Below are 12,458 nucleotides of genomic sequence, written 5' to 3'. Positions count from 1 at the left end.
TCATGTTCAATACCGAACAGTCAGGTCACAAATCATTAACGAATGAGTGGCTCTTTCGAACCCGGTTCAAATTGACAGATGCAGAGGCAATCGAGGAGTGCTCCAATGGTCATCGCTTGTTATTCAGCGCATGCCCTGCATATATGCTGATCGTTTCGGCCAGGCGCCATGGCTATATCGTGATCGACGGCATATTGTACGCTTTATCTCCCGAGAAGATCTTTGCCGTCGAACCTGGGCAAAGGGTCGAAATGGAATGTCCCTCGGCTGAAGAGCAGATGCTGTATCTGCTGCGTTACGACATCTCGATGCCTGAACAAACGAATATCCCAAGTTTCCGCATTGAGATGAAAGGTTGCAGAACTGTGACCTCATCCGAACAATTGTTGACACTTTGCCGGAAGATAATCGATCACTGGACCTCTGACGATCCGGCAGATCGATTCGCGAGCGAGGCCGGATTTCAGGATGTGCTTCATTTGCTCTTCAAACGACGAGATCAGCATGAGAACATTCTTGAACATGTTCGCCAATATATGGAGCTGAATTATCCGGAATCCTTCTCGGTAGACAGCTTAGCAAAAATGGCGGGTATGAGCAGGTATCACTTCATGAGGACGTTTAAGGAAAGATACGGTCAAAGCGCGATGGACTATCTGATGCAAATTCGAATGAACCAAGCCAAGCAACTCATGGAAGACGGTCACGCACTGCGTCAGATCGCGGAAAAGGTTGGTTACAAAGATGCTCAATACTTTAGCAGCCAATTCAGCAAACAATTCGGTATCTCACCCAGCATGTATGTCGCGAACCGTAAAATTAAAATTGCTGCCTACAGCTGGCCGAACATTGGTCATCTGCTGACGCTGCAAATCGTCCCTTATGCGGCTCCTATCGACCAATCATGGACAGATGAATATCGTAAGAAATACCGTTTCGACATCAAGGTACCTTTGAGTCATGACTATGATTTTAACCTGGAAGCTTTATGGCGTGCCAAGCCGGATAAGATCATCGCGTTGGAAGAAATGATTCCGGATGCGGAGAAAGAGAAGCTGCGTCAGATCGCGCCCGTTTTGTTCCTGCCTTGGTACAAGGAAAACTGGAGGGTTCATTTGCAGTTGACGGCACGATTCCTGGATCGGGAAGAGGAAGCGGATCGATGGTTAGCACGTTACGATAAAAAAGCTGCAGCCGAACGAAAGCATGTCCCCTCCGTGTTTAAGCAAGGTTCCCTGCTTATCCTTAATTTTTGCCCGAAAGGAATTATTGTGTGGGGGAAAAGGGCGGGGACGGTTCTTTACGATGACCTGCATATTGCTTGTGCGAAGGGAGTAGAAGAGATTGAGTTCACCGAGATTGTGGAAGCCGAGCGGCTGGAAACATTCGATGCGGACGTCATGCTGATACATGTCATGAAGGACCCACATTCACAGACGTTCTGGCAGCAGCTGCTTGAATCCCAGACGTGGACGAACCTCAAAGCTGTACGCAACCGGCATATTTTCTATACTTCTGGTCCGGATTGGATCGCCGAACCGATATTGGAATACACGGCTAATCGTCATGATCTGTTACTTGAGGAGTTGAAACAGTTATTTAGTGCTCTATAATCCGCAATATTCGGCATTTTTTCGTATTCCTATCCATGTCCAGCGTGATATATAATGACACTGTCGATAATGATAATCAGTATCAATGGTGGAGGGGAAACGATGCATTTCATAAAAAGGCCCGTATACAAAAGTATGAAGGCGAAAAAAGGGCATAGAACATTGAATAGATTCTCTTTGCTGTTGGTATTCATGTTGATTGCCGCATTGGTCAGCGCTTGTGGGAATAAAGCAATTTCGGAAGATACCACGAAGGCGGCAGCCGCTCAAACGAACCAACAGGCTACCGATCCTGAATCGGAAACGGACCCGAAAGCAGCGCAAGCCATCAAGATCAAGCATGGCTTCGGTGAAACGGAAGTTCCTCTTCATCCCAAGCGAGTCGCTGTATTTGGACTTGAAGATATCATGCTATCACTCGAAGCTCCGATGGTGTACGCCTATGATTTCATAGGTTACTATCTGGATGACGAAATACAGAAATTGAACATTCCGGTTTCGGGCAGCGCGGATTTCAAGCCCAATCTGGAAGCTATACTTCAGACGAACCCGGACCTGATTATCGTTCAGCAGTATTCGATCGATCAGAAAGGATACGACGAGTTAAGCAAAATCGCTCCTACAATTGCTTTTGCACCTGACGACTGGAAGTCCTCGATCATAGAAATCGGTAAAGCCTTAGGGCTGGAGGATAAAGCACATTCAGTCATTCAGGCGAATGAAGAAGAACTGAAGAAGGCGAAAGAACAAATCGTTCAGGCGGTGGGAGCAGACAAAACGGTGGCCTACATCCGACCATCAGATAAAGATTTGCAAGTGTTCTTTCCAAGCTTCAATTTGGTATATAAGGAACTCGGATTGCTGCCATATCAAGGAATTGCTGAACTCCAACAGAAGACCAAGGATGACTGGGGAATCAACTTGTCTCTAGAGGATCTGCCTTCGATCACGGCCGATTACATTTTCGCGATTTATGGCGGTTCGATTGATACGGAGGATGCATTCCAAAAAGAGGTGTCGGCTTCCAAAGCGATTGAGGAACTGAAGCTGTGGAAATCCATCCCTGCCGTGAAAGAGGACCACGTATTTAAAGTATCGTCCAGGCATTGGATGTCCTCAGGTCCAATCGCGGAGAGCAGAGAAGTTGACGATGTCGTGAATGCAGTGACAGGAAAGCATTAATCATTGCCTTGAGCGACATAAGCATATCCAGGGCCGCTTCCTTAGAAGCGGCCCTTTATGGCTGAGATAAATTCTGAAATGTAAGGGTGGCATATATGAGTCTAAGCAAGATAGAAGTTAATTTGACTAAGCGCGATAGCGAGGTTAAAACGATCGCGCTCAGTTCTCGTCCATGGGCAGCGACGTTAATCCTCGTCGGCGGCATGATTGCACTGATCTTCGGCATTGCATTATCCGTGTCCTTCGGAGCTGCGGATATCAAGTTCATGACTGTATGGTCGGCCGTATTTCATTACAATCCGGATCTGACGCAGCATCAAATTATCCAAGAGCTGCGCCTGCCGCGTGTTCTTGGAGGGGCGATGGTAGGCGTCTGCTTCGCCGTCGCAGGTGCGATCATGCAAGGAATGACTCGCAATCCGCTTGCGGATTCCGGTCTGCTCGGCCTGAACGCAGGAGCTGGGTTTGCCTTGGCGCTTTGTTTTGCATTCTTTCCGGGTCTGCCGTTTATGTTTTTGATATTGTTTTCTTTTTTGGGAGCAGGTCTTGGCGCCAGTCTTGTTTTTGGAATTGGTTCCATGGCCAGAGGCGGACTGACGCCATTGAGACTGGTTCTGGCTGGCGCAGCCTTATCCGCATTGCTGTCTGCACTTAGCGAAGGCATAGCCCTATACTTCCGTATCGGCCAGGACCTTGCATTCTGGTATGCAGGAGGAGTCGCCGGCACGAGCTGGCTGCAGCTCAAAATCATGTTTCCATGGGTGGCTGCGGCTGTGGCTGGGGCGATTATGCTATCGAGGTCTATTACCATGCTCAGTTTGGGCGATGAAGTGGCGAAAGGACTCGGTCTTCGCAGCGGACCCGTCAAGCTGGCTGGAACTTTAATCGTGCTAATTCTGGCGGGAGCAGCCGTATCGGTTGTTGGAGCCGTGGGCTTCGTAGGGCTGATTATTCCGCATCTGACACGTAAATTGGTAGGCGTTGATTATCGGTGGATCATTCCGTGTTCTGCAATTCTGGGCGCGTTGCTTGTCGTATTCGCGGATCTGGCCGCCAGAATGGTAAATCCCCCTTATGAGACGCCGCTCGGTGCTTTGATCGCGCTCATTGGCGTACCTTTCTTCCTATACATCTCGCGTAAGGAAGGGAGAGAACTGTAATGATGCAATTAAACAAAATGTCACCGGAAGAAAAACAAAAGCAAAAGCAAAATATGATGGTCATGATTACGCTCGGACTTCTTATCGCCATCGCATTTGTAACAAGCATGAATACAGGATTTATTCGCTTGTCGCCGCTAGACACGCTTCGAACCTTGTTCGGTGGCGGAACCGCAAAGGAAGAATTAATCTTATTCGATTTCAGATTACCCCGTATCGTGATTTCGATTCTAATCGGTGCCGGACTAGCGGTTTCCGGCTGCGTGATGCAAGGCATGTCCCGCAACGCGCTCGCTGATCCGGGTATTCTCGGCATCAATGCAGGGGCAGGACTTGTCGTGCTGATGTTCGTGGCATTCTACCCGTCCACCGGTGCAGCACCGGTATTCATGCTTCCCGTTCTTGCGTGGATTGGAGCGGGGTTGACAGCAGCTCTCATTTTTTCATTATCTTACAAGCGTCATAGAGGGTTGATGCCTACGCGTTTGCTGCTGACCGGCGTAGCTGTTGCAGCTGGGATTAGTGCCGCGACGATCGTACTTACGCTTCGGATAAGCCCTGACAAATACCAATTCGTGGCCACCTGGATGGCAGGCAGCATCTGGGGAACCAACTGGAAATTTGTTCTCGCTTTACTGCCCTTCATTGCCATTCTCCTTCCGTTCGTATTCTACAAAGCGAGAACGATGAACGTGCTCAATCTGGGGGAAACAACGGCAACTGGTCTCGGAGCGAGAGTATCGAGAGAACAGATTATCCTGCTTGCGGCCGCGGTTGGGCTTGCGGGCTCCTGCGTCGCGGTAAGCGGAGGCATCGGATTCGTCGGTCTGATCGGACCGCATGTGGCCAGACGGCTCGTTGGTCCGAAGCATCAAGCGCTGCTTCCAGCATCCGCATTGGTCGGTTCGCTTATGGTCATCGTTGCCGATATGCTCGGCCGTTTGATTTTGCAGCCGTCCGAAATCCCTGCAGGAATCATCGTCGCCATTATTGGTGCGCCGTATTTCCTGTATTTGCTCGCCCGCTCGCGGGCTTGAAGCCGATCATGTCCATGGAGAAGGAGTGTGTATGGTGCTGCAAAAGTTTTTTGCTTATTATAAACCCTATAAAACGTTGTTCTTGGTTGATTTTTGCTGTGCCGTTTTCGCAGGGCTATTGGAACTGTGCTTCCCGCTTGTCGTCAACAAGTTTGTCGATAACCTGCTGCCAAGCGGAAATTGGTCACTGATTTTCTGGGCCTGCGTCGGTCTCCTTGCGATATATGGACTGAATAGTTTGCTCCAATATATCGTAACGTATTGGGGGCATCAGCTTGGCATCAACATTGAGACCGATATGCGCGGCAAGCTGTTCACCCATGTACAGAAGCTTTCTTTCCGTTTCTTCGACAATAACAAAACGGGCCATCTGATGGCCCGCATGACAAGCAATTTGATGGAAATCGGAGAAATGGCCCATCACGGACCGGAAGATTTATTCATTGCCGCCATGACGCTGATTGGCGCATTCGTGCTTATGTTGCTGATCAACTGGAAGCTGGCACTGCTGGCAGTCATCATCATTCCTGGGTTGGTTTATCTCTCATTATATTTCAATCGCAAAATGATCTATGCATTTCAGCGCATGTTCAAGGATATCGGGGAATTTAATACTAGGGTGGAGGACAGCATTGGCGGCGTTCGGGTTGTCCAGGCCTTTACGAACGAAAAATACGAATCGGAACGTTTTGCAGAGAATAATGAGCAATACCGTCAGACCAAGTTCATATCCTATAAAATTCAAGCTCAAAATTCGTCCATCAGTTACTTCCTCATGCGTCTCGTCATTCTATTCGTGTTGGTATGCGGAACATGGTTTGTCATTCAGGGAGAAATGACGAGCGGGGAATTCGTCGGATTTTTACTCTTATCCAACGTATTTTTGGGTCCGATCAACAAGATTAATTCCGTCATCGAGAGTTATCCCAAAGGCATGGCCGGATTTAAAAGTTATCTGGAACTGCTGGAAACCGATCCTGACATCGCCGATAGTCCGGATGCCATCGATGCAGGTCATTTGCGCGGTGACATTCAATTCAGCAATGTAACGTTTGGTTATGAAAATGAAGCCAAGGTGCTGCGAAATATCGATCTGCGGATAAGGGCTGGCGAAACCGTCGCTTTCGTCGGCCCCTCCGGTGCAGGCAAGACGACGCTGTGCAGTTTGCTGCCGCGCTTTTACGATGCCGAATCGGGAACGATTACCGTAGATGGCATCGACATCACCAGGATGAAACTGGCTTCTTTGCGGGGACAGATCGGTATCGTACAGCAGGACGTTTTCTTATTTTCAGGCACGATTCGTGAAAATATTGCCTATGGCGATCTGCACGCAGCCGATAAGGACATCTGGGAAGCGGTTAGAAGGGCGCGATTGGATGAGTTTATCCGTGCACAGCCCGAAGGTCTGGCGACGGTCATCGGAGAACGCGGCGTAAAACTGTCCGGCGGACAGAAACAGCGGCTTGCGATCGCGAGAATGTTTCTCAAAAATCCGCCGATCCTTATTCTGGATGAGGCGACTTCCGCCCTGGATACTGAGACGGAAAAAGCGATCCAGCAATCGCTGTCCGAGCTGTCGGCCGGCCGGACTACGCTCGTCATTGCTCACCGGCTGGCCACGATTAAAAATGCCGACCGGATCGTGGTCGTCACGGAACAGGGAATTACCGAGCAAGGCAAGCATCTGGAATTGGTGGCTGCAGGAGGGGTATACAGCAAGCTGCACGAGGCTCAGTTCGGTTCATAAGGAATAACGCAAGTACTCCAAATTTTCTCGAATGTCACTTATTGTTCTGGACGGGGAGCATTCCTACTTTTTCAAAAAAATAGTTTCCACGTTTTTCTGGCAAGTTTCACTTTATAAACGATCAGTTACCGGAGCTTTGTTTGAGGAGGCACATCAATGAATCAACGTTTTCGTATCACACGATCGATGCAAGAAACGAATCCGGAGCCATCGATTTCTTTGGAAGAGTGCAAACATTATTTTTCATCCAAACCCGATTTTACGTATTCACAGGTACTTAACGTGAAAGGACTCGAGAGCACGATGTCTATCGACGGTGAATTTTTCATATGGAAGCACGGGGGCAAAGAATTCCCTTTCCGGCTTTACATGGGAGATTTGTACGTTGCCATTTCGAATGAAGCTATCGTACCCCGAATGATTGAAATTGCAACTGATTTGCGGGCTGATGTCGTTGAAGGATAAATAGGAACGATACTTTCGACGATGAGCATGATTGATCTGGAAGATGTAGGGGATAATAAAAAAACCTCTCCAGATAGGTGGTTGTTATGAAAAAATTGCTGATTTCCTTATTAGCTGTGTTTATTATTTCCACTGTATCCGCGGAAGCTGAGCCTGAATACGCAAAATGGGGTGAGGTTGCGGTAAAAGAAACCCAGAAAAGATACAATGCCGACATCGTTGATTATAAGCACATGGGGCGTGTTGAACTAACACCTAGAAAATCAGAAGAACATTTCAAATTATGGCTTAGAAGCAAAAATGGCAAAGAATTCGGAGTGTATGTGAATATCCAATTTGATCCGACGAACGATTTAATCTATTCGATTCGTTTTTCTGAATCTAATCGTTAAATAGGATTGAATGACCTAATAAAGACATTTGAAGGCAGCCGATCCATATTTGAACCTTCCATCCTATGATATAATGATCTACACATATTGGTTAGTGGGGATGGTGCAGATGTTAGCGCAGCGAGTATACGTCCGGTTCCTGGAGGAGGCGGACGCCAAAGAATTGACAGCAATGTACAATCGCAATCGGGAGTTTTTTGACAAGTTCTCACCAAGCAATTCGGAGGAGTTCTATACGGAGGAGCAACAGCTCCAAAAGATTATGAAGAGCAAGGTCGACAGATCAGAAGACCGGAAATATGACTTCGTGATTTGCCACATGGAGGACGACCGTATTATTGGTACTATCGGGTTGTTCTTTGTGATGCGTGACCCGCTTCAGAGCTGTATGATCGGATATAGCCTAGACCAGGATCATAATGGCAAGGGTTATATGACGGAGGCGGTGAAACAGGTAGTACGCTTTGCCTTCGAGGAGCTGAAGTTTCACCGGATCGTAGGTGAAGTCTCGCCCCGGAATCCCGGATCTATCCGCGTGCTTGAGAATGCAGGGTTCCACAAAGAAGGCATTTCCCGAAGCAATGTGAAGATTAACGGGGTATGGGAGGATCATCAGGTTCTGGCACTTATCAATCCTAACGAGTGAATTTAGATCGATTATATGGAAGAAGAGAACTCCAATAAACATGAAGAAACGACAGCCAGAACAGGCTGTCGTTTTCTGTTTTCTGATCAAACTTGTCTTGATTTTTTCCACCGAATAGCTATAATATGTTTAAACGGTTAAACGAATAAACAGAACGAGGGGATTGTAATGAACAAACAAACCGCACAAATTCTGCAACAATTTAAAGATTGCATCCCTCTGATGGACGTATTGACCGATGAGAACCGTCAAGCCATCATTATGCTGCTGGCTCAGCACAAATCGGGACTGAACGTCAATACAATATCCGACCACATCAATTTGTCCAGGCCAGCCGTCTCCCACCATTTAAAGGTGTTGAAGCAGTCCGGTTACATTCATTCCGAGAAAAAGGGCGTAGAAAATTACTATGTACTGACGATCCGCAAACCGCTTGAACAACTTAAATCATTGATTGCGGCCGTTGAAGCAGAGTGCAGCAGGTCTTAGCGAACGATAGATAGCCATATGGCAGGAATGAAAAACGAAATTTTTTTCGCGTAATTGGTTTAAATGTTTAAACGAATAATCGTATTGGAGTGAATTAGATGAAAGCTATGATAATTGAGAAATACGGGAAGAAAACACCATTATTAATATCGGAGCAGCCCACGCCCGAGATAGGAGCACACGATGTGCTGGTGGAAATTCACGCAGCCAGCTTAAATCCGATCGATTTTAAAATAAAGGAAGGGAAAGTCAAACTCCTGTTAAAATACAACTTTCCTTTGATCTTGGGCAATGATTTCTCAGGCGTTATTGTTAAAGTCGGCAACCGGGTCCAAGCCTTTAAGCCCGGAGACGAGGTCTATGGCAGACCCCGCAAAACCCGGATCGGCACATTGGCCGAGTATATTGCTATCCATGAGGAAGACATTTCGCTGAAGCCGAACAATCTAAGCCTTGAAGAAGCAGCATCCTTACCGCTCGTCGGCCTTACGACGTACCAAGCTTTTACCGACATTTTAAATCTGCAACCAGGTCAGAAGATCCTCATCCATGCCGGATCCGGAGGCGTAGGCACCTTTGCCATCCAATTGGCCAAACTCATGGGAGCTTATGTCGCCACAACGGCAAGCGAAAAGGGATACGAATTGGTCCAATCGCTGGGAGCAGACCAGATTATCAATTACCGAAAAGAGAACTTTGAAGAAATCCTGACGGGATATGACGCGGTGTATGATACCTTGGGCGGAGCGGCCTTGGAAAAATCATTCCAGATCCTGAAACCCCATGGACAAATCGTATCCATTTCCGGCGTTCCCAACGCAGCATTCGGAAGAGAACAACAATTGGGGTGGCTGAAAACGGCAGTCTTGTCCATCGCGAGCCATAAGATCACAACACTTGAGAAGCAGTATCATGCGAGATACCATTACCTATTCATGAAACCGAGTGGAACGCAACTGAATATTTTAAAAGAATATATTGAAGAAGGTCATATTAAGCCGGTGATCGATAAGGTTTTTCCTTTTACGGATGCCGCGCAAGCACTGCATTATCTGGAAGGCGGAAGCGCCAAAGGAAAGGTTGTCGTTCGAATAAAGTAATTCATGTGATAATGGACTTTCTCATAGAGCAGCAGCATCATAAGTGAACTTCTTAGGCCGGTAAAATTAACTTTTACCAGTTTCTACATGCATGAAGAGGGAGAATATTTCGACTTTATGATATACTGTTTATATTATAAACACTTTTTTTTGCGCAGGCTGCGTTCGAACGAATAGGAGGAATACAGATGAGCCATGACGATTTAACGCCAGAGGAAGTTGCTAAAATCTTGCCCCCCGGCGCAGCGCTCGGCTGGGGATTGGCGAAACCGCCGCAGCGCGGACCCAAGCGCGAGATGAGCATCGATCTAATCGTGAAAAAGGCGGTCGAAATCGCGGACAAAGACGGTCTTCCCTCCGTCTCGATGAACCGGATTGCGTCGGCGCTTGGTTTTACGGCCATGTCGCTCTACCGTTACATTCCCAGCAAGGATGACCTGCTGATCCTGATGCAGGATGCGATAAGTGATGTCCCGATACCCGCGGAAAGACCTCCGCAGGAATGGCGGGAAAGCATGCGCGAGTATGTCATGGGCACGGTCGGCATTTTTCGCGAGCATCCGTGGTACGGAGATATTCCGATTCTCGGCATTCCGATAACGCCAAACAATCTGCGCATCGTGGATTGGGCGCTGCAATCGCTGCGAGACATGCCCCTGAACGATTACGAGAAAATGTCCATCGTTCTTCTCTTGAGCGGATATGCCCGTACGTACGGGATGCTTCAGCGGGACATTGATCGAGCCGTTCAAGCGGGTTCAAGCGAGGAAGAGTTCAGCGGGCTCAATTATTCGGCGGCGCTTCGGAATTTAATCAAGCCGGAGCAATATCCGAATTTACATCCAATCGTGATGTCCGGCGCGTATACCGGCGAGAACGAAGATGAGAATACTGTCGGCAATGATTTGGACTTCGGTCTGGAGCGCATTTTGGACGGGATTGAGCAATTTTTGATTCGGAAAACGACATCTGACGCCACTGAGCATCATAAGTAACGGTTATCGAGTACGATAAAAAGGCTACTTCAAGGCAAATGCCAAGAAGTAGCCTTTTTTATGTTTAAGCTTTTGATGACGTGGCGACACCGATGTCCGTTTTCTTATCGCGGAGCATTACGACCGTGATGATCGCAGCCAAAACCAGGATCGCGCTGGCAACGAGACAGGTGGTATGCATGGAGGTCACAAAAGCCTCTCGGGATGCATTCATAACGCGAGAAGCCGCTTCCGCCGGCAAATGACTTGCGGCGCTCGAAGCGCCGGCAATGGTCTGCTCGGCCGCATGAGCCGCTTCCGGCGTTAGCTCCTTGGGCAGAAGAGGGGAGACCGTGTTCCGGTAAACCGCTGCCAGAACGCAGCCCAGAAGAGCGATACCGAACGCGCCACCAAGTTCGCTGGAAGTCTCGATAAGGCCACCGACAGCTCCGGCACGGTCTACGGGAGCGACACCCACGACATAATCCGTAACTAGAGTCATGACGGACACGATACCTGCAGCAATCAATCCGGCTCCGACAAGCACGATGATTAGCGGTGAAAAACCCTCCAAGCGAACCTGGGTCAGCACGACGAATCCAATTGCTGCGAGCAAGATGCCCGCCGTAATAATACGCGGTCTTCCATAAGTTTGCGACATCTTTGCCGCAATCGGTGCCGCGGCACCTACGGCGACAGAAGGCAGTACGCTCCAAAGGGACGCGACGAACGGAGAATATCCAAGCACCGACTGAAGGAACTGGGTATTGACCAGTGAGCTTGCCATGAGCGCAAACATAGCGATGAAATTAACGAGAATCGAACCGCCGATTCGCCGCTCCATCAGCGCGCGAATATCGAGCAGAGGGTTGGAAATGCGGAGCTGCCGACGCACAAACACGACACCCGACAGCATGCCTGCAACAAGCATGACAAGAGGAAGCGCTGCCCATCCATCCTCCGCTAGCGTCTTGACGCCATACGTAAGAGGTAGGACAGAGGTAAGAACGAGGATGGAGCTAAGCACATCGATCGGGCTTTGCGTTTTGCTGCGAGACTCGGGCAGAAGGAACGGAGCGATAATCAGAAGAAGGGCCATCGCCGGGATATTGATGAGGAACACCGATCCCCAGGAAAAAGAATTGAGAAGCAGTCCACCGATGATCGGACCAAGGGTAACACCGCTGGCCATCACCGCGCTCCAAATCGACATAGCTTTCGTTCGCTGCGCGGGATCCTGAAACATGACGCGAATGAGGGCAAGAGATGACGGCATCAAGGTTGAACCCGCAATTCCCAGTATTCCTCGAGCGATGATCAGAGCCTCGGCCGATTGGGCGTATGCGGCGAACAGAGAACTTAAAGCGAACCCGACCGAACCGATGATCAGCAGGCGCTTGCGTCCAATTCGATCGCCAATCGCGCCCATCGTCAACAGCATGCCGGCAAGGATGAAGCCGTAAACGTCGAAAATCCACAATTGTTGTGTGGCATTCGGCTTCAAGTCCGCCGCGATGGCGGGGGCGGCGAAAAACAGGACAGCGACATCCATTGATGCAAACATTAACGGCAGACATAAAATGCTAAGCGCGATCCATTCTTTGCGGCCTGCACGTGTGGCCGTTTGAGGGTTAAGAGTGGTCATTGAAT

At 48.8% G+C, this 12,458-nt stretch carries 12 protein-coding genes; 11 read left to right on the top strand and 1 reads right to left on the bottom strand.

Going from position 1 to position 12,458, the window contains the following annotated elements:
• The first annotated feature begins 2 nt into the window (after positions 1 to 2).
• The 11 genes from GRF59_RS03710 to GRF59_RS03660 all read left to right on the top strand — a co-directional run bounded on the left by GRF59_RS03710 (position 3) and on the right by GRF59_RS03660 (position 10,829).
• Entirely contained in the window at positions 3 to 1,613 is a 1,611-nt protein-coding gene (locus GRF59_RS03710) for an ABC transporter substrate-binding protein (RefSeq protein ID WP_160496300.1), read from the top strand.
• A gap of 177 nt (positions 1,614 to 1,790) precedes the next feature.
• Entirely contained in the window at positions 1,791 to 2,795 is a 1,005-nt protein-coding gene (locus tag GRF59_RS03705; RefSeq protein WP_237391616.1) for an ABC transporter substrate-binding protein, read from the top strand.
• Positions 2,796 to 2,890: 95 nt separating this feature from the next.
• Positions 2,891 to 3,955 (top strand): FecCD family ABC transporter permease, encoded by a 1,065-nt coding sequence (locus tag GRF59_RS03700; RefSeq protein WP_160496298.1) that lies wholly within the window; start codon positions 2,891 to 2,893, stop codon positions 3,953 to 3,955.
• A gap of 2 nt (positions 3,956 to 3,957) precedes the next feature.
• Complete coding sequence (locus GRF59_RS03695; RefSeq protein WP_160498104.1) at positions 3,958 to 4,992, top strand: FecCD family ABC transporter permease; 1,035 nt, start codon at positions 3,958 to 3,960, stop codon at positions 4,990 to 4,992.
• Between the two features lie 34 nt (positions 4,993 to 5,026).
• The gene (locus tag GRF59_RS03690; RefSeq protein ID WP_160496297.1) at positions 5,027 to 6,742 is read left to right on the top strand and encodes an ABC transporter transmembrane domain-containing protein; all 1,716 of its coding nucleotides are present in this window, start codon (positions 5,027 to 5,029) and stop codon (positions 6,740 to 6,742) included.
• Positions 6,743 to 6,898: 156 nt separating this feature from the next.
• Positions 6,899 to 7,207, top strand: coding sequence for a hypothetical protein (locus GRF59_RS03685; RefSeq protein WP_160496296.1), 309 nt, complete (start codon positions 6,899 to 6,901; stop codon positions 7,205 to 7,207).
• Positions 7,208 to 7,293: 86 nt separating this feature from the next.
• The gene (locus tag GRF59_RS03680) at positions 7,294 to 7,599 is read left to right on the top strand and encodes a DUF3889 domain-containing protein (RefSeq protein ID WP_160496295.1); all 306 of its coding nucleotides are present in this window, start codon (positions 7,294 to 7,296) and stop codon (positions 7,597 to 7,599) included.
• Between the two features lie 109 nt (positions 7,600 to 7,708).
• The gene (locus GRF59_RS03675; protein WP_160496294.1) at positions 7,709 to 8,245 is read left to right on the top strand and encodes a GNAT family N-acetyltransferase; all 537 of its coding nucleotides are present in this window, start codon (positions 7,709 to 7,711) and stop codon (positions 8,243 to 8,245) included.
• A gap of 168 nt (positions 8,246 to 8,413) precedes the next feature.
• A complete protein-coding gene (locus GRF59_RS03670) occupies positions 8,414 to 8,734 on the top strand; it encodes an ArsR/SmtB family transcription factor (RefSeq protein WP_160496293.1) in 321 nt (106 codons plus the stop codon).
• A gap of 98 nt (positions 8,735 to 8,832) precedes the next feature.
• Positions 8,833 to 9,834, top strand: a complete 1,002-nt coding sequence (locus GRF59_RS03665) for an NADP-dependent oxidoreductase (protein WP_160496292.1) — start codon at positions 8,833 to 8,835, stop codon at positions 9,832 to 9,834.
• A 188-nt stretch (positions 9,835 to 10,022) separates the two neighbouring features.
• Positions 10,023 to 10,829: a TetR/AcrR family transcriptional regulator gene (locus GRF59_RS03660; protein ID WP_160496291.1), complete on the top strand. Its 807-nt coding sequence runs from the start codon at positions 10,023 to 10,025 to the stop codon at positions 10,827 to 10,829.
• Positions 10,830 to 10,893: 64 nt separating this feature from the next.
• On the opposite strand, the gene GRF59_RS03655 is transcribed toward GRF59_RS03660, so the two are convergent.
• Positions 10,894 to 12,453 (bottom strand): MFS transporter, encoded by a 1,560-nt coding sequence (locus GRF59_RS03655; RefSeq protein WP_160496290.1) that lies wholly within the window; start codon positions 12,451 to 12,453, stop codon positions 10,894 to 10,896.
• Positions 12,454 to 12,458: the final 5 nt, after the last annotated feature.

It is taken from the genome of Paenibacillus dendrobii (genome assembly GCF_009807035.1).
Lineage (GTDB): Bacteria > Bacillota > Bacilli > Paenibacillales > Paenibacillaceae > Paenibacillus_AQ > Paenibacillus_AQ dendrobii.
The sequence above is the reverse complement of the archived record's forward strand: the minus strand, read 5'-3'. Positions and strand labels throughout refer to the sequence as shown.